The sequence below is a fragment of the Pantoea sp. NPDC088449 genome (assembly GCF_044753225.1).
GTDB lineage: Bacteria > Pseudomonadota > Gammaproteobacteria > Enterobacterales > Enterobacteriaceae > Pantoea > Pantoea floridensis.
In genome coordinates, this window is record NZ_JBIVMT010000002.1 from 498,613 (window position 1) to 516,944 (window position 18,332).

General features: G+C 52.4%; 12 protein-coding genes. 2 read left to right on the forward strand and 10 right to left on the reverse strand.

All coding sequences use genetic code 11. The annotated features are described in order from the left end of the window. The first annotated feature begins 4 nt into the window (after positions 1 to 4). A complete protein-coding gene (locus ACIP6T_RS13560) occupies positions 5 to 967 on the forward strand; it encodes a LysR substrate-binding domain-containing protein (RefSeq protein WP_400457722.1) in 963 nt (320 codons plus the stop codon). A gap of 24 nt (positions 968 to 991) precedes the next feature. Here ACIP6T_RS13560 and ACIP6T_RS13565 read toward each other — a convergent pair whose 3' ends face one another. The 5 genes from ACIP6T_RS13565 to ACIP6T_RS13585 all read right to left on the reverse strand — a co-directional run bounded on the left by ACIP6T_RS13565 (position 992) and on the right by ACIP6T_RS13585 (position 5,840). Next, on the reverse strand, positions 992 to 1,297 hold the full coding sequence (locus ACIP6T_RS13565; protein ID WP_097097909.1) for a DUF1471 domain-containing protein: 306 nt from the start codon (positions 1,295 to 1,297) through the stop codon (positions 992 to 994). Positions 1,298 to 1,638: 341 nt separating this feature from the next. After that, a complete protein-coding gene (kup, locus tag ACIP6T_RS13570; protein ID WP_400457724.1) occupies positions 1,639 to 3,507 on the reverse strand; it encodes a low affinity potassium transporter Kup in 1,869 nt (622 codons plus the stop codon). A gap of 276 nt (positions 3,508 to 3,783) precedes the next feature. Then, entirely contained in the window at positions 3,784 to 4,584 is an 801-nt protein-coding gene (locus ACIP6T_RS13575; RefSeq protein ID WP_345830708.1) for a MetQ/NlpA family lipoprotein, read from the reverse strand. Between the two features lie 101 nt (positions 4,585 to 4,685). Then, positions 4,686 to 5,480 carry an MBL fold metallo-hydrolase gene (locus ACIP6T_RS13580; RefSeq protein ID WP_400457726.1) on the reverse strand — a complete coding sequence of 265 codons (795 nt, stop codon included), beginning with the start codon at positions 5,478 to 5,480 and terminating at the stop codon, positions 4,686 to 4,688. 33 nt (positions 5,481 to 5,513) lie between these two features. Further along, positions 5,514 to 5,840, reverse strand: coding sequence for a gamma-glutamylcyclotransferase family protein (locus ACIP6T_RS13585; RefSeq protein ID WP_097097905.1), 327 nt, complete (start codon positions 5,838 to 5,840; stop codon positions 5,514 to 5,516). A 145-nt stretch (positions 5,841 to 5,985) separates the two neighbouring features. On the opposite strand from ACIP6T_RS13585, the gene ACIP6T_RS13590 reads away from it, so the two are divergent. Next, positions 5,986 to 7,005 (forward strand): MBL fold metallo-hydrolase, encoded by a 1,020-nt coding sequence (locus ACIP6T_RS13590; RefSeq protein WP_400457728.1) that lies wholly within the window; start codon positions 5,986 to 5,988, stop codon positions 7,003 to 7,005. 39 nt (positions 7,006 to 7,044) lie between these two features. Here ACIP6T_RS13590 and ACIP6T_RS13595 read toward each other — a convergent pair whose 3' ends face one another. From ACIP6T_RS13595 to ACIP6T_RS13615, 5 genes are all read right to left on the reverse strand, one after another. Next, entirely contained in the window at positions 7,045 to 7,593 is a 549-nt protein-coding gene (locus tag ACIP6T_RS13595; protein WP_400457730.1) for an RNA polymerase sigma factor, read from the reverse strand. 5 nt (positions 7,594 to 7,598) lie between these two features. Continuing rightward, on the reverse strand, positions 7,599 to 8,045 hold the full coding sequence (locus ACIP6T_RS13600; protein WP_097097902.1) for a hypothetical protein: 447 nt from the start codon (positions 8,043 to 8,045) through the stop codon (positions 7,599 to 7,601). 90 nt (positions 8,046 to 8,135) lie between these two features. Next, positions 8,136 to 8,600 carry a hypothetical protein gene (locus ACIP6T_RS13605; RefSeq protein ID WP_400457732.1) on the reverse strand — a complete coding sequence of 155 codons (465 nt, stop codon included), beginning with the start codon at positions 8,598 to 8,600 and terminating at the stop codon, positions 8,136 to 8,138. Between the two features lie 104 nt (positions 8,601 to 8,704). After that, entirely contained in the window at positions 8,705 to 9,415 is a 711-nt protein-coding gene (locus ACIP6T_RS13610) for an SDR family oxidoreductase (RefSeq protein WP_400457734.1), read from the reverse strand. A gap of 64 nt (positions 9,416 to 9,479) precedes the next feature. Next, positions 9,480 to 18,113, reverse strand: a complete 8,634-nt coding sequence (locus tag ACIP6T_RS13615) for a GH36-type glycosyl hydrolase domain-containing protein (protein WP_400457736.1) — start codon at positions 18,111 to 18,113, stop codon at positions 9,480 to 9,482. Positions 18,114 to 18,332: the final 219 nt, after the last annotated feature.

Here is an 18,332-nt window from a genome sequence, read left to right on the forward strand (position 1 = left end):
TGTTATGAAGATATTGCTTGCCGGAAAAAGTTATCAGAAACCCTTGCAGGGCTGGCCTTCAGTAGAAGATCTGTACGTGTTTATCAGCGTGGCGCGCTATGAAGGTTTTGGCCGCGCCGCGACGGAGCTGGGTCAGTCGCCATCTTACATCAGCAAACGTATTGCCATCCTTGAAAAGCAGCTGGAAACCCGGCTGTTTTTTCGCACCAACCGTGTGATGCGCCTGACGCCCGAAGGTGAAAAAGCGCTGGAGGGCGCGCTGCAGGTGGTGCATGAAATGGATTCTTTCCTGAATAATTTCCAGCAGTGGCGCGGAGAGCTGACCGGCGACCTCACCGTGGCTTGCTCCTTTGGTTTTGGGCAGGACTATCTTTCCGACGCCGTGGCAGAATTTATGGCGCGTCATCCCTCGCTGAATATCAAATTAATTCTCACCGATCGCGATATTGATCTGCTGCAATCTGGCATCGATGTTGATATTCGCGTCAGTGATGATATTAATCACTCTTACATCGCCAAAAAATTAGCAGCTAATCGGCGTATTTTATGTGCATCGGCAGAGTATTTAGCGCAGTCACCTGCATTAACCACGCTGGACGATTTGATGGATCACAGCTGCCTTATTATTAATGAAAACAACAACACATTTGGGCATTGGACATTGACTGATGGTGAAAACAAAATTGTTTGTCGTCTTAATAGTCACTATTCATCCAACAGTGGCAAAGTGATTCTTAACTGGGCATTAAAATCACACGGGATTGCACTGCGCTCAGCCTGGGACGTTTCACCTTATTTAACAGAGAACAAACTCGTGCACGTTTTACCGCAGTGGTATCAGGAAGCCAATATATGGGCGGTTTATACACAACGCTCTTCAGAATCTCCGCGTATTAAGGTGTTTATTGATTTTCTGTCGGAGTATTTCGCAGAAAAAAGCCTGCCGATGACGCAAGGCAGGCTATGAATTCATGCAGGACGACAGTAAACATCAGCCATAGGCCACTTTACTATTGATGTGATAAAGCGTCGCTGTTGCAGCCATCACGTGTTGGCCATCGTGCGCCGGCTCGTGAGACTCAACGTCGGTGATGTGGTAGCCCACAGCGCCAGCGGCAAGTGCTTTTTGCACAAATGCGTCATTCAGTTCTTCCATTGAGGTGGCCCAGCTCACGGAAGTAAATCCAACCGGATGGATTGATGAAATTTCGCGATGGGTTAAATCAGCACGAATTAAAACAGGTTTTACAGATTGCGGTGTAAAGATTGAGATAACATCATTAATTAATTGTTTCATGGCCATACTCCTCGGAAAGAATAGCTGAGCCCATGGCTGAAGCTGCGAGTTGTTCAATTGTTGATAATGCGCTTTTACATCCCAAAAATGCTCACGGCGGGTGATCATTGCCGGTAAAGCTAATAAACACGTTTTGAGGTTAAGCGTTTTAGCTTTAATTGCTAATTAGATGTTAAGAAATCTTCAGCCACAACTCATTCAAACTTCCGCGAATATATTTGCATGTGGTTACATTTGCCGGTGTTAAAAATGTTGTCATGAATGGCGGCCTGACAAAAAACGGTAAAGCGCTTCTGACAGCCGCATTCATGGCAACCCGGCTAAGGGTTGCGTTAGAAAAATTAAAACTCGCGCTGTCCGCCCAACTCAATCACCCGATTCGGCGGGATATTAAACTGCTCATGCGCGCGCAGCGCATTGCGCTGGCAGAAATGGAAGATACCGCCTTTCACCCGCATCAGGCCTTTTCTTTTTTTCATCACCAGGGTGTCATGTGAGGTAAAGAAGGAGGCTTCATTCACGGTACAGCCAAATCCTTCCAGCCCACACAGATGCAGAATTTCAGCCATTGACGGCGTTTCGCGCCAACCATAAGTGGCGGTGACTTGCCAGAATGAAGGGGACAGCTGGGAGATGCTCAGGCGCTTTTGATTATAAACGCGCGGTATATCAGCGGTGTGGATGTGTAGCAGAACCACGCGTTTATGTAATACGCGGTTATGTTTGAGGTTATGCAGCAGCGCCTGCGGAATTTCGTGCTGTTTCCGCGCCAGAAAAATCGCCGTGCCGGCCACGCGACTGGGCGGATTGGTTTCCAGCGATCTGACCAATGCTTGCAAGCTTTCTGGATCGTTATTCAATCGGCGAATTAAACGATTACGCTCGCTGCTCCAAATCAGCATGAGTCCCATCATACTGAGCGCCAGCAACACGGGCACCCAACCGCCAGAGAACAATTTCATCAGATTGGCGCTAAATAGCGGTACATCAATGCTGAGCATACACAGTAGGAAAATGAGAGCGACCGGTAACGGCCATTTCCAGTTACGCAGCGCGACGACGCCTGCCAGGCAGGCGGTAATCACCATTGTTCCGGTGACGACGATGCCGTAAGCGGAAGAGAGCGCCGAAGACTGGCGGAAGGCCAAAACAATCACCGTTACGGCAACGAACAGCAGCCAGTTCACCACGGGAATATAGATCTGTCCGGATTCGGTATGTGACGTAAAGATAATGCGCATCGGCGGCAGGAAGCCCTGACGTATCGCCTGATGCGTCAGGGTATATACGCCGGAAATCACGGATTGTGCGGCAATCACCGTTGCCATTGTCGAAAGCACAATCAGCGGAATTTGCCCCCAGGCAGGTGCGAGGTTAAAGAACGGGTTATTAATAGCCTGCGGATTGGCAATCACTAATGCACCCTGACCAAAATAGTTAAGTACCAGCGCAGGCATGGCGATGACCAACCAGGCCATGCGAATCGGTGTTTTACCCAAGTGTCCCATATCTGCATACAGCGCTTCTGCACCGGTTACCGCCAGAACCACCATGCCGAGCGCGGCAAACGAGAGCGCTTTATGGCTCAGCAAAAACGTCAGTGCGTAGGAAGGATTGAGCGCGTAGAGCACGTCAGGGTTGAGTGCGATACCGCGAATACCTAGCAGGGCGATTGAAACAAACCAGACAAACATCACCGGCCCGAATACTTTACTGACCTTCTCCGTTCCGTGCCGTTGAATGATAAACAGTAGGGTAAGAATCACTACCGCCAGCGGTACCACATATTTATCCAACTCTGGGGAAACCACTTCAATCCCTTCAATCGCCGATAGCACCGAAATTGCCGGCGTAATAACGCCATCGCCATAAAAGAACGCGCCGCCAATTAAGCCCGCCAGCACAATGATTTGACCCGCTTTTTCTCCAACGTGCTGGCGCGCCAGCGACATCAACGTCAGAACACCGCCTTCGCCATCGTGATCGGCTCGCATGACAAAACAAACATATTTCAGGGTGACGATGAGCGTCAGCGCCCAGAAAATCAGCGAAAGAAAGCCCATCACCGCCGTGGTTGATATGCTGCCGTCGGGCAGAATGGAGAGGCACTCTTTGAGGGTATAAAGTGGGCTGGTACCGATATCGCCAAACACAATGCCTGCTGCGGCTAGCATCCCTGCCGGTAGGGACTGTTTTTCGTTCTGACTCATAGATTTCCTGTAGGTATCAGGTTTGAGACTCATGATGGCGAACATACCCGTTTGCTACGCGGGCGAACAGAGTAAGGCGAATTTATGAACACCATTTTTACGCCAATCGCCGATATTTTTACGGCATTTTTATATTACTGCCTGGTTTATGATCTGAGCGTAGTTGATTAATCGTTTTAACAGTGAGAGAGGAAAGCAAAGGTGAAGAGAAAGAGGGGCTTGATGTTGAGATAGCCGCGCAAAAAAATGCGTTGCGCGGCTTTATTTTGCCGGGTATTACCAGCCTTTAATAATATCGCCTTTATAGATTTCGTTCGCTTTATCCAGCACTTCCTGCGACTGGAAGGCCTGTTTCAACTTCTGCACATTGGCGCTGTCTTTATTGTCTTCACGCGCCACGATGGCATTGACGTACGGTGAGGCTTTGCCTTCCATAAACATCCCATCACGCGAAGCAGAGAGATTCACCAGGGCAGCAAAGTTGTTGTTGATGATGGAAATATAAACCTGTGGGTCATCCAGGGTGCGCGCTAGCTGCGGCGTATCAACTTCCACAATTTTCAGCTTTTTAGGATTGTCAGTGATATCCAGCGTGGTGGGCAGCAGACCCGCTTCTGGTTTTACTTTAATTAGGCCTTGCGCCTGTAACAGCAGCAGACTGCGGCCCAGCGTGGTCGCTTCATTAGAGATGGTTACAGTGGCACCGATGGGTAACTCATTAAGCGATTTTATCTTGCGTGAATAACCCGCAATTGGGAATACAAAGGTGTTGGTTACTACGGCGAAGTGGTAACCGCGCTCTTTTGATTGCATCTCCAGATAGGGCAGGCTCTGAAACGCATTGGCGTCAACATCTTTGTTAAACAGCGCTTCGTTTGGCTGTACATAGTCATTGAAGGCGACAACATCAACATCCAGCTGATATTTGTCGTGCGCAACTTGCTTCACTGTGTCCCATAACGCCTGGTCTGGCCCGGTATTTATGGCCACTTTGATGTGGTTTTCATCGTTTTTATTACAGCCACTCAACAGTGCAACGGAAGCAGCCAGCAGAGTTGTGAGTATTATTTTCTTCATTGCGCAGGTCCCCTCTTAACGTAGGAAACGGACTATAATGGATATCTAGACGTCTGTACATCCATTGGTGAGCCGTTCGCCTGGAATTCGTTCAGGGGCCGCTACTTTTGCAAACAGGCGATGTATTTCTCGCCCGAATGCAGAACTTTTTTCTGCGCTTCGGTCAAAATTTCACGATGCTCAAATGCGCCGTAAAGTTGCTCAAATTTTAACGGTGAAAGCCGAAGCATAATGTCGCTCACCGTCGAGGCAGAGAGTGGCAGCATATTTGGGTAGCTCCACATAAATGACACGGCATTAGCGCCAGGCGTGACTTGCAATATATCGCCGCTTAAAAGTAAGCCGTCATTGTGCGAATGATGCAACACACAACCCCCGGCAAAATGGCCGCCAAGACGAATCAGCTTCACTGCAGGTAAAATTTCCTGTTCGTCACCGTGCCAAAGCTGAATATGGGGACTGGAGCGCATAATCCATTCACGATCGCTGGCATGGAGGTAAATCGGCGCGTTAAAGGCGGCAGCCCAATCCTGCATGGTGCTGTAATAATGCGGGTGTGAAATAGCGATGGCGTGAATACCGCCAAGCGCGCTGATAATGGCTTTCGTAGCGTTATCTAAATTAGCGATGCAATCCCAAAGAATATTCCCCTGAGATGTTCGCAGCAGAAAGGCGCGTTGATTGATGGCAAAGCCTGGCACCGTCTGCAAGCTAAAGAGAGTAGCGGTGTGCTGCTGCCATTTATTGCTGTGATTGAGGAGCAGGCGTTCCAGCGGCATCCATTTTTGCCCGGTTGCCGGCACGTATTGCCGATCATCGTCACATATTGCGCAGCGTTTGATCTCTTCACGTTGCTCGTCGTAAGACGTGCCGCATGCGGTGCAGACTTTAATCATGCTCAACTCCTGACCATAAATGAAACACGCTTGTTACTGCGGCTGAAGCTGGTAAATCCAAGCCGAGAGCGGCTGTCCATCAAGGGTGATCACGTCGACTTCAACGCGATCGTAGCCATCTTCAAATTCATCAAGCATCGGCCAATGTGACGCCAGCCGATCGGACATAAACACATAACCCTGCACGCGTGGCCCGTCGTGCTGCAAAACAATGCCGGGAAAATCCGCTGCAGCGCCCCAGCCACGCGCGTAGTAGATGCCTGCAACCGATCCCGCCAGCCATTCGCCGCCGATATTTTCCAGAATATGGGCATTGGAGTGGCCTGGCTGTAACGTGCCATAAACAAATAAACGTTCCATTTTCCCTCGTAAAATCAAGCAAAAGCGGCACTTTACTCTGCCGCAGGGTTGATGTCATCCCCGGCATGCAGACCGCCCGATATGTGATGTGCGTACTATTGAAAATCGCTATTCTGAACCACCCGCCTGGTGAGGTAAAAGATCAATGATGAATAGTTCGAGCATTGCCCGCTGCACGATAAAAAGCTATCCACAATCCGCACAATTTGATGGCAAGAGATTTAATAATGGCATTCCACGCCAGCAGCTGGGATTGGCCGAATACGCCAAACTTATCTGGGACTTTACGTTTAACAAACCTAAAAATACGGTTCCCGAGCATGCATTACCGCTTATCCCTCTAAGCGCGCAGCAGCTGCTTCTCGCACCGGATAAGCGTGTATATCGGCTTGGACACTCTTCATTATTGTTTAAAATACAGGGCAAATTTTGGCTGACCGATCCGGTATTTACCCAGCGTGCGTCACCGTTTCGCCGATTAGGTCCCAAACGCTTTCAGCCCGCACCTATTTCACTCGACGCGTTGCCGCCCATCGAAGGGATTATTCTCTCGCACGATCATTATGATCATCTCGATTATCACAGCATCATGCAGCTCAAAGATCGGGTGCGATATTTCCTGACTCCGCTCGGTGTTGGCGACTTGATTGCATCCTGGGGCGTTGCGCCGGAGAAAATTACGCAGCTCGATTGGTGGGAATCCACAGATATTGCCGGCATTCAATTTGTCGCAACGCCTTCGCAGCACTTTTCCGGGCGAGGTTTATTTGACGGTAATAAACGCTTATGGTGCTCGTGGAGCATCATTAGCGATGAATTCCGCCTGTTCTTTGGTGGTGATTCCGGCTATTTCGATGGATTCAAACAGATCGGCCATAAGTTTGGCCCATTCGATATGGCATTTCTGGAAAATGGGGCTTATGACCGTCGCTGGGCCGATATTCACATGCTGCCGCAAGACACCATAAAAGCCTTTAAAGATCTGAACGCGAAATGGCTGTTTCCGATTCACAATGCCACCTTCGATCTGGCATTTCATCACTGGAACGATCCGCTTAATCAAATAGTTGCGCTGGCAAAAGAACATCAAATCAAACTCTGTATGCCGCAAATCGGGCAGGGCGTGCAATTTTTGCAGCCGCAGGAAGAAGCCTGCTGGTGGTAAAAAGCAGCATCCCAGTGCATGACGCTGGGATGCTTTTTATCAATCGAGGGTTAATTCATCGTACAGGCTGCGTAAGCGGGTGCGCAAAAACAGTACCGCTTTATGCTTGCGCGACAATAAAGCCTGCACGCTGCTGCCGCTTTCTGCTGCCAGCTCATGGTAGCTATATCCGAGGAGTTCGGTTTTCTCAAATACCTCGCGCTGTAACGCTGGAAGCTCAGCGAGCGCTTCCTCCAGCTCTTCCCACAGTAACGCTTTTAAATATTCATCTTCTGGCGTTTGCGGCACCCCAAATAAGGTTTCCGCCAGCTCATCCTCAGGAAATTCACCCTCTTCGTCACCGCCGAAGACGTTCGAAAGAGGCTGTTCGGTCTTTTTACGCGCGCGGTCGGTCATTTCATTGCGCGCCGCGCGAAACAGCCAGGCGGCAACGTTCTCCACCGGCTGCTCTACCTGCATCAGCTTATAGGTGACTTCCTGCAAGATATCATCAGCATCTTCACGCACCGCCGTTCGACCGCGAATAAACGCCTTCAGCTTTGTGCGACAGGCGTTGATCGCTGACATTAGCCGTGAATCCTGCGGCATCACGATTACTCGGAATCGCTGGGTTTGGACGCGTTGCTATCGGGCTGCGGGCGAGAATCGTTTCTTTCGTCACGACGACCACCGTGCCAGTCGCAGCGATCGCGGTGGCCGCGATGACCAAAACGATTACGGCGATGCTGCATAAACTCTTCGCGCTGTTCCGGTGTCATTTGCATCCAGCGTTCATGCATACGGCGGCGTGCCATACCAAACATCCCTGGGCGGAAACCCAACCCCCCAAACAGAATGCGGCAAAGCGCTAACAACCCCAACGCCTGCCAGAAACCGATGCTTTTCACGCCGACGATGCCCGGCAGTAACGCATTCCAAAGCGACATCACCAGCAATCCGAGTACGGCAACAATAACGGCACCGATGATCAGCGGTTTTGCCATGCGGTGACCACCAAAATGGTGGCCGTGATCGCGTCTGTGCATATCAAAATCTCTCATTGCTCTTTCCTCATTACATTATTAGATAACGGCTTGTGATGAGGTAGACGAATGAGCGGCAGGAATATTGCTGATTATTTGAAAAAATATTCAGCCAGCGGTTTTCAGCAGTCTGCATTCACGCCAGAAAGCATAGCTACAAACCAGGATGATCAGCGCGGCGGTCAAAGTGCGAGACGTCCAGTACAACTTAACGATCTGTTGTGTGATCATCTGCGCTGGTCCAGCAGAATAAGGTGGGGCGCTGGTGATGTTGGCGGTGATCATCCACAATATTGTCACCACGAAACAGCTGCCAATCAGCCAGGCAATAAAGGGCAACGTCAGCGCAAAACCCCAGGTGAAATGTGCTTTACGCGTTAGCCAGACAAAACAGGCGAGAGGAATGCATGCCGGGACGATATTGGCGCTATAGGTCACGACCAGCTGCCAGATCGGAACATCGTATTGTTGCAGTACTTGCCACGATAAGACGATCTCGGCAAGCAACGTCCGGTACAGTAATAAAAAACAAACCACGCCCCACACCAGTGCCGCTCTCAGTTTTGTGTTCATCAGCTAACTAATCCTTAGTTATCAAAGATGCCACTTTACCTTCACACCCCCGGCGCTGGGAATGCGTTAAGCCACACATTCAGGCAATGTTCACTCAATGGCTGTTAACGCCTGGCCTTATCCCGGCGCGGGCGTATTACGATGTCGGCGATCTGCGTGTCTTCCGGACTATCAACAATAAATCTGACGGCACGCGCAACAGAAGAGGCCTCAAGATATTCCCGTGGATTGATGGGGGCATGGTTACCGGCACGTTGGCGCGAGGCTTGATTCATCGGCGTATCGGTGGGGCCTGGCGCGATCGTCGCCACGCGCACGCCATGCTCGCTCTCTTCCGTCCGCAGCGCATGCGCCAGTGCCGTGAGCGCAAATTTCGAGGCGGAATAAACAACATGGCCTGCCAGTGCCAGCGTGCCCGAGCCGGAGTTAATAAACACCACCTTACCCTGAGATGCGCGCAGAGCAGGCAACGCTAAGCGCGTCAGTTCAGCGGGTGCAATGACGTTGATACTCAAATGCTGCTGCCACAGTTCTGGCGTGGCCGAGTAAGTGGTGCTGAGCAGCGAGATCGCCGCAGAATGTACCAGCACATCGACACGCGCGAGAGAAGCCGTAAACGCGGCTACGGCGGCGTAATCCGTGATATCCAATGCTACCGGTATTACATTTGCCACCTTTTCCAGTGCCTGAAGCGTTTGCGGGTTGCGCCCAATCGCGTAAACCTGGTGATCGGTCGCCAGTAATTTTACCGTTTCCAATCCAATGCCGCTGTTGCCGCCCGTCACAATGGCAACGGATAATGTTGATGCCGTCATCTATTCTCTCTCCTGGTTAAGCCTTCACCCTATGGAAAAGAGAATAATGTGGCAAATGCCGAAATTAACTATCTATAGACGATACGCCCTGGCACCGAAGCGACGGGGTCAGATGGATTATCACCTGGTGATGTCGCGCGTCGTCGCACAAGGTGATTTCATCTCCCGCGCAGAGCTCGCCATCCAGCCACATTTGATGGGCACCCTCGGCACGCACAATATCAATCTCATACGTTGCCTCGCCTTCGCGATAGGTGACCTTCGCGCCTGGCCACGCGGTTGGCAGTCGCGGACGTAATTGCAACTGCTTGCCGTGTCGGATGATGCCCAGCAGGCTCTCAATTATTAGCTGATAGGCCCAGCCAGCCGAGCCGGTATACCAGGTCCAGCCGCCGCGCCCTTCGTGGTTCTCTGCGCTGTAGACATCCGCCGCCATCACATAGGGCTCAACTTTGTAGGTTTCAACGTCAGCCGGCGTGAGACTGTGATTGATAGGATTAACCAGCGCCAGCAGTGACCAGGCGCGGTCAACGTGGCCCATTTCGGCAAAGGCCATAATCGCCCAAAGTGCCGCATGCGTATATTGCCCGCCATTTTCACGCGTGCCCGGCAAATAACCGCGGATATAGCCGGGATTCGGCCCTTCACCGTTAAACGGCGGCGTTAACAGCTTAATCAGCCCGTTATCGTTATCGACTAACTGCTGGTGCAGCGCCTGCATCGCTGATTCACATTTGTCCGGATCGCCAGCGCCGGAAAGCACCGACCAACTTTGGGCGATGGCATCAATGCGACATTCGCTATTGAGATGCGACCCCAGCGTTTCGCCGCTGTCAAAATAACCGCGCAGGAACCACTCGCCATCCCAAGCAACGTTATTAAGCGCTGTTTTCAGGCTATCGGCCTGAGACAGGCACAGCGTAGCAGCATCGGTTTTCCCTAGTCGGTGCGAGAGGGCTGCAAAACGGGTAAGCACGCTATAGAGGAAAAAGCCCAGCCAGACGCTCTCTCCCCGCCCGGCAATGCCCACCGCGCTCATGCCATCATTCCAGTCACCGGATCCGATGAGCGGCAGGCCATGCTCGCCGAAAGTCAGGGCATGTTTGATTGCGCGTAAGGCGTGCTCCCATAGGTTTTCGTGTATCTGACTCACGCCGGGAAGGCTATATACCGATTCCTGTTCCGGCAGCAGCAGCGCTGCTTCCAGATACGGCACCTGCTGCTCTAACAAGGTAAGATCGTCTGTCGCCGTTACGTAATGGCACAGCGCATAAGGTAGCCATAGATAATCATCTGAGCAGCGCGTTCTGACGCCACGTCCTGTCGGCGGATGCCACCAGTGTTGGACATCCCCCTCAAGAAACTGACGAGATGCGCAGAGCTGTAGCTGCTCACGCAGCAACTGCGGCGCGGCATGGGTGAGGGCAAGCGTATCCTGCAGCTGATCGCGAAAACCGAATGCTCCACCCGACTGGTAGTAACCGCTGCGTGCTAGCAAGCGACTGGCTAGGGTTTGATAGAGCAACCAGCGATTTGCCAGTAAATTCACAGCACGATCGGGCGTTTGCACCTCGATTTTGTTCAACACGTCTTGCCACTGGTTTTTTACCTGCTCAAGTTCAGCCTCCGCTGCTTCAAGAGGCAGGAAGCGCTGCATAAGCGTCAGCGCCGCATCGGTATCTTCCGCTGCGCCCAACACAAAGACGAAGGTACGCGTATCGCCATCGATCAGGGTTGTCAGCGTTTGCAAGGTGGCACAAGGATCATAACCTGCTCCGGTATTGCCCGATAATCCACGCGCTTGCATCATCGCCGGTTTGCGCATCGATCCGTTGCGGCCAAGGCATTCAAGTCGATTGCCGCTGAAGGTAATCTGGTTGCCTGATGCGGCAAAAAAGGTGGTTCGGGCCGACCCTGCGCTGTTATAGCGATTGATCGCCAGAATGGCGCTGCCGGCTTCCACCATGGCCGATGAGGTCTGGACATGCGGGGCAGATTGACTCATCAACTCGCCCAGCACCCATTCGACATAACCGGTGATCGACATATACCGCGTTCTGCCTGAGAGATTACTCAGCGTGACGAGCGTAATCTTCGCGGCCTCTTCTCTTGCCACAAAGGTGGTTACGCTACTGCTTATCCCCCGTTCCTGATGCACAAAACGGCTGTAACCCATGCCATGCTGCGTCACATAGGCGCCTTTACCGCGCATCGGCAGCGGCAGCGGCGACCACACATCACCGTTCTCTTCATCGCGCAGATAAAAGGCTTCTCCGGAGGTATCGCTTACCGGGTCGTTTTGCCACGGGGTTAACCGATATTCATGGGCATTTTCATACCATGTGTACGCTTGCCCACTTTCCGAGACGACGCTGCCAAACTGTTTATTGGCCAGTACGTTACACCAGGGGGCCGGCGTCTGGTGGTTTTCCGGTAAATGAATGTGGTATTCGTTACCCTCTGCGGTGTAGCCACCGGTGCCATTGAACATCTGCAACGCTGCCGATGACGGCGGCAGAACGGCGGCCGGTGCGGAATGTTTGTGTGGCAAGAAGTGAGCGGATGCTGGGGTAGGCTGCGGTTTAAGCAGCACCGTAAGCTGGTCGGCTAAACTGCCGTTTCGCCCCTCCAGCACCACGGCGGCCACGCTGATTAAGAGCGTGATGTCCTCGCTCGCCAGATGCTCGCTTTGGCGGATGAAGACGCCGCCGGGCTTGTCAATAAGCTGTTGCGTTTCAGCGGATGCCATCATTGTTAGCAATTGATTTTGCAGGAGTTGCTGGTAACCACCGTGTTCGCCGTTGATGATCACCAAATCAGTTACCACGCCTTTTTGCCGCCAGTATTGATGCGCCTTGATCAAATTACTCACCAGGCTGAGTTGCGTACCGTTTTCGATGCGCACCAGCACGATGGGAAGATCGCCCGACAGCGAATGACGCCACAACGATGCCTGTCCCAAACGATTCTGCTGCAGGTATTTGCTGTCGCCGCGCATTTCCGGGCTGGCAAAGATCACCGCACTGGCGAGTTGATTGTACAAACTGGCATCTTCGGCAGTGATATTGAGCTGGCGTAGCGCCACCTGACTATGGGACGAGGCCATTTCAAAAACCCGATTGGCATAGACGTTATTGCGATACTTCTCCAGCAATGCCAAACAGGCGGCGCGCTGCGATGTCACGCCGTAGATCAGATCCAGCGTGATGGATTTCCCCGGCTTGAGCTGTATTTTTTGCCGAATCGAGAGCAAAGGATCCAGCACCGCGCCAGCGCTGCCCGAGAGGACGCCGTCGGGTGCTAATGCCTGAGGATTGGCAGCGCTGTTGCCGCGTCCGATAAACTGCGCGCGATCCGTTTCAAAACTGGTGGCGCGCTCACTCGCGCCGTGAATCAGCAGGGCGTGGAACATCCAGACCGGTTCGGTCTTCTCTTCGCGCGGACGACGATGGGTCAAAATGGCTTCCAGCTCGGCCACGATTTCGGTCTGCACAAACAGGTTACTGAACGCGGGATGCGCCATATCGCTGGCGGCCGGTGCCAGCACCACTTCCGCATAACTGGTGATATCAATATCACGCGGTTGCCGCGAGTGGTTGGTAAGGATGACCCGCCTAATTTCCACATCGTCTTCCGGTGAGACCACAATATGCGTATGGGTGCTCAGCGTCTCATTGCGGGCTTCAAATTCTGCCGCAGCATCACTGAAGCGCGCAATATATTGCGGCTCTCCGTTGCAGGTCGGCTGAAACGTAGGGCTGATGACCTCGCCTGTCTGACGATCGCGGATATAACAGAAAATACCATGCTGGTTACACGTGCCATCCGCACGCCAGCGTGTCAGCGACAATCCTTTCCATAAACTGTAGCCCGCGCCGGATTGCGTGACTAAAACATGGTAATTGGCATTAGATAGCAGCTGCAGCTGCGGCAGATGCCCCGCTGATCCGCTGAATTCGCGTAATCTGGCCAGATCCGAGCGGGGCGCTTTATCCACCACCTCAGCAAACTGCCGGCGTGGCGTATACAGCTCGATATCGTCTGGCACGCGCTCCTGCAACAGTAAGTAGGATGACTGGAAGCGGGCGGTAGACATAAAACGCGTCACCATCGGCGCATCAAACAGCAGGTGCGAGATCGCCAGAAAACCCATTGCCTGGTGATGGGCCATATAGGTTTTAACGGCAACAAATTGCTGACCGCGCGCCAGCCGATGGGCGGTGAAATCGAGGGCCTCATAGAAGCCATACTTGCCGCAGGCCCCCATTTTTTTCAGCTTCATCAGGTTCTCAGTCGCAGGATGCGGCAGAACCATCAGCGCTAATAGCGTGGCGTAGGGAGCGACCACGTGGTCATCGCCGAGGCCGCGCTTCAGGCCGAGCTCGGGGGTGCCAAACGCTTTATATTGATAGTTTTGGCTGTCATCAAAGGCCGCATAGGCCGACTCTGATACCCCCCAGGGAATGTGCGCTGCTTCGCCTGACGCTATCTGCTGCCTTACCGCCGCTAAGGCCATTTTTTCCAGCAAGGTATCGGGATACACCGGCATCACCAGATGTGGCATCAGATACTCAAACATCGAGCCGCTCCACGACATCACGGCGGGTTTATTGGCGAGCTGCGTAAATAATCGCCCCAGAACAAACCAGCTTTTTACCGGCAGTTGGTTTGCGGAGATGGCGAAGTAGTGCGTCAGTCGCACCTCGGATGGGAAGAGATCGTAAGCGCCTTTATCCATTAATCCGCTATCGAGGTTATAGCCGACGCTAAGCAATGAGGTGGCGGGAAGGTAGAGGAAACGAAAATCCATTTTGGCATGGTTTTCCAGCCGTCCTTCCAGCTCCAGCAGGGTTGCCATACGTTCGCGAGCGGCCCAGATCACCGGTTCGGATTGGTTTAGGGGAAGATCGGGATAGTGAACATGTAATTCCACCAGCCACAGCAACGAAGGCAGCTCTTTCGGAAGCGTATGCTGCGGTGTCAGCCAGCTGAAAAACAGCGTCCACTCTTCCTGAAACTCGATAAGCTGCCGGATGAACAGTTCAAACCATTTAACCTGCTGCTGAGGAAAGACTATCTCCGCCAGTACCCTCTCGCTCAGGCCAATCAGCGCTGAGGTGCGTTCTGCTATCGCTGCGGGCTGCGCCTGCTGTAATCCAGCAAATTCTGCCGTTAACGCTTCCCAACGATGATTTCGCTCGGCCCCCATTTGCTTTTCAGCCAGCAGAAAGGTGTCTTGCAGACCGGCCATAATCACAGGCAGCGCCAGCAGCGGCTGATGTTTCCATTGCGCGAGGCCTGACTGCAGCGTGATCAGATGCGCGGCGAGATTGCCGCTGTCGACGGTGGAAATGTAGCGCGGATGCAAAGGCTGCAGCGTGTAAGTGTCATACCAGTTGTAGAGGTGTCCGCGAAAATGCTCCATGCGGTCGAGGCTATCCAGCGTGGCGAGCGTGCGGTTAATCACCTGTTTTTGCGTCACGTAACCAAAATCCCACGCGGTTAAATTGGCCAGCAGCGACAGGCCAATGTTAGTGGGAGAGGTACGATGCGCAACCGTGGGTTGCAACACTTCCTGAAAGTTGTCAGGCGGCAGATGATGGTGTTCAGCCGTGACGAAATCATCAAACCAGGCCCAGGTATGTCGCGCGGTCTGACGTAAAAATTGTTGCTGTTCGAAGGAGAGTCGTTTCTGACGGGGAGCTGCCGGTTTACTCAGGTGCCACAATAAGCCGGGCGCAGCCGCCCACAGCAACGCGATAGGCATCGCCATTGGCAGCAACATCGGATTGATCAAACCTGTTAAAAGTGACAGTGCAACGCCCGCCATGGGATTGATCCACATGGCGCGATAGAAATGACCTAACCCGGGGGCTTGCCCAGCATGACCGGCTGCAACACTCTTCCACTCATGCAGAAACTGCCCGGTAACGTTCAAGCGCCACAGGGTGACAACGATCGCCTTCAGTGACCAGTAACTTTCATGCGGCAAGGCAGCCAGCAGCAGTGCGGCTCGACTCAGGCGGGTCAGCGCATCTGCCGATAAGATATACAGATGATGTTGCCAGGCGCGCTTCTTACTTTTTCTCATGCCCTCAATCCCCAGCGCGAGTAGCCCTGGCAGCAGAAGGTAGAGAACAATACAGCCCAACCAAAAAATTGGATTCGCGACGTAGGTAAACGTCAGGAATATCAGCATTAACAAGGCCGGTGCCACTACGCTGCGCCGCAAATTGTCGAACAGCTTCCAGCGCGACAGCGCGCTCAACGGATTGGCCTGATGACTACCATCTGCTAGGCGTACGCGTAGCCGGAGCCAGTTCAGCAGCTGCCAGTCACCGCGAACCCAGCGAAAACGGCGAGCAACATCACTCAGATAGTTATCGGGATAGTGCTCATAGAGCACCACGTTGCTGACCACGCCGGACCGGGCATAACAGCCTTCAAGCAGATCGTGGCTAAGCACCAAGTTTTCCGGGCAGGTGTTACGCGTAGCGCGCGTGAACGCAGCGACATCGTAAATTCCTTTGCCGACGAACGAGCCTTCGCCAAACAAATCCTGATAGATATCAGATGACATAGAGGAATAGGCGTCGTTGCCCGGCACGCTGCTGGAGAGCCGTGCGTAAATGCCTTGCCCAAACGGCGGGATCTCTTCAGCCAGACGCGGCTGGAGAATGGCGTAGCCTTCAACAACGCGGTTAAGGCGATCGTCAAACACGGGCGCATTGAGCGGATGCGCCATAATGCCGATTAACTTATGTGCGGTTTCCCGCGGCAGGATGGTGTCACTGTCGAGGGTAATAACGTATTTGACCTGGCGCATTTGCGCATGCGTGGCACCCACGGTGACGTTGAACATCTCCTCTTCACCCTGTAACCAACGGTTCAGCGCATGGAGCTTGCCGCGCTTGCGCTCGTACCCCATCCAAACGCCCTGAGAGGGATTGTGCACGCGGTTGCGATGCAGCAGAGTAAACAGCACATCATTTTGCGTCTTGCTGCTATAGCGTCGATTGAGCGCTTCAATTTTCAGTACCGCATAGCCGATAATTTCATCGTCATTCGCCTGATGTTCAGCCTTGCTGTCGGTAAAATCAGCCAGCAGCGCAAACGTGATATTGGCTAACGCATTCCCGAGATAGCTGGTTTCCAGTGACCGAAGTAGCGTATCGATCCCTTTTTGACTGCTAATCAGGCAGGGAATGACCACTAACGTCCGATCTTTATCAGGAACGGCGGCTTCAAAATTGAGCCGCGGCAGGGGAACAGGATGACGGGTGCGGGTGGTGACTTCGCTGAGTAACTGCATGGCGAGCTGGCTGCTGATCACTATCACGGCGGGCAGCAGCAGTAACCAGACTAGCGAAGACATGTTCGCATGGCGGGTAATCAGCAGCGTCTCGGCAGTAAACGCGGTGGTGAGCAAGGTGAGGCTACCTAACCAGGAGAGGAGCGGCGTCTGGCTAAGATGATGCCGCGCCTGGCTCAGCAACGAGCTGCGCGGCTGCAGCTGCTGCTCCAGTGTTGTCCGCCCCTTGTCTAGCAAAAAATAACCAATGTGCTGCTGCCGAATAGGTAATCCAGCCTGACGACTTAGCGCCAGCACCTGATTAGCGACGCTTAACTCATCAAATTGACTTTGCCGGGCGAGCTCTTCAATCACATGGCGATATTGATCGCGACTGTCAAAATGCATCTGTGGGTAGATGCCGCTGGGATCCTGCGCCAGCACTTGTTCAACCAAACTCAACGACTCTACCAAATCCTGCCAGTTAATTTCTCCCAGCTGGCGTAATCCTGAGATGCTATTGCTCACCGAGAGCTGGCTGAGCGACAGATGACGGTTAAATTGTTCAATGACATCCGCCGTGTTACGTCCGGTATTCAGCAGATGCTGTTCCACCCAGGTGAGCGCCAGCGAATGATTTTGTCCGTTGAGCTTGCGTGCCAGTTCAGCGACAAAGGCACCGGACAGTTGATCGTTCTTATCTGCCATTCGGGCGATAACCTGAATGACCTTGCTGGCATCTTTTGCAGAGTGGTGAATGATTTCATTAATCCATTCCTCCGCCTGGCCTCTTTCCTGATGGATGTCGGCTACTCCCACGGCAATGCGGGCGAGATTATCGATTAATGCAAAGCGCAGCATGGCAGGAAGCGCCCAAAGCTCGCCCATTAACAGTGGCGTAACTCTTTGATAGGCATGTATAAAGGTCGATAATACGCTGGATTCGAGCCGACCATCGCTATGACTGATCATCTCGTCAGCAATCGCCTGGATACGCAAATAGTGAGCCGGTTCGGTTAATACGGGCAAACCCTGACCAAATTTTGCGGGCAGCAGATGCCGCACCATACGAATTTGTTCTTCGATAATATAAAAATTATCCAGCAGCCACTCACCGGCAGGTGTCAGGTTGCGTTCATCACCGGCACTCAATATTTCCGCGCTTTTAATCAGCGCCTGCTCATTTTCTTTTAATCGTTGTAATAATTTATAGCTTCTTTTCGCGCTGGAAAGATGGTGCGTTTTTGCTAAACGCTCGCCGTAAATGTCCATTTGTTGCTCAGAAAAAACATCTGGCCGGTTCGCCTGGTAAATACCACTTTCATGTAAAAACTCAACGTTGCTGCCTGTCATTTCTGGCAGCACGCTACTGTTTAAGATCGACCCGGTGGGAATTTTATTTTTCATAATGGCATCACAAAAATCCGATGGATTAAAAAAGCCAGCACTATCAATAGGAAAATTGATGGTATAGGGAGGGCGAGGGAAATTAATTTACCTTTAATGAGTATAGCGCTAAATGGCGTTTGCGGTTGGTTTATACGGCAATAGCTTATTTAAAAATTATAAACAACGTAATGATAGACTTGGACCGGTTTTATCGGCTTGTCAAATGTTAGTTGCGGT

What these genes read in the sequence shown, in the direction of transcription:
- ACIP6T_RS13565 (WP_097097909.1), bottom strand. Translation starts at nt 1,297, where the DNA reads ATGAAACAATTAATTAATGATGTTATCTCAATCTTTACACCGCAATCT.
- ACIP6T_RS13580 (WP_400457726.1), bottom strand. Translation starts at nt 5,480, where the DNA reads ATGATTAAAGTCTGCACCGCATGCGGCACGTCTTACGACGAGCAACGT.
- ACIP6T_RS13590 (WP_400457728.1), top strand. Translation starts at nt 5,986, where the DNA reads ATGATGAATAGTTCGAGCATTGCCCGCTGCACGATAAAAAGCTATCCA.
- ACIP6T_RS13600 (WP_097097902.1), bottom strand. Translation starts at nt 8,045, where the DNA reads ATGAGAGATTTTGATATGCACAGACGCGATCACGGCCACCATTTTGGT.
- ACIP6T_RS13585 (WP_097097905.1), bottom strand. Translation starts at nt 5,840, where the DNA reads ATGGAACGTTTATTTGTTTATGGCACGTTACAGCCAGGCCACTCCAAT.
- ACIP6T_RS13575 (WP_345830708.1), bottom strand. Translation starts at nt 4,584, where the DNA reads ATGAAGAAAATAATACTCACAACTCTGCTGGCTGCTTCCGTTGCACTG.
- ACIP6T_RS13560 (WP_400457722.1), top strand. Translation starts at nt 5, where the DNA reads ATGAAGATATTGCTTGCCGGAAAAAGTTATCAGAAACCCTTGCAGGGC.
- ACIP6T_RS13615 (WP_400457736.1), bottom strand. Translation starts at nt 18,113, where the DNA reads ATGAAAAATAAAATTCCCACCGGGTCGATCTTAAACAGTAGCGTGCTG.
- kup (WP_400457724.1), bottom strand. Translation starts at nt 3,507, where the DNA reads ATGAGTCAGAACGAAAAACAGTCCCTACCGGCAGGGATGCTAGCCGCA.
- ACIP6T_RS13605 (WP_400457732.1), bottom strand. Translation starts at nt 8,600, where the DNA reads ATGAACACAAAACTGAGAGCGGCACTGGTGTGGGGCGTGGTTTGTTTT.
- ACIP6T_RS13610 (WP_400457734.1), bottom strand. Translation starts at nt 9,415, where the DNA reads ATGACGGCATCAACATTATCCGTTGCCATTGTGACGGGCGGCAACAGC.
- ACIP6T_RS13595 (WP_400457730.1), bottom strand. Translation starts at nt 7,593, where the DNA reads ATGCCGCAGGATTCACGGCTAATGTCAGCGATCAACGCCTGTCGCACA.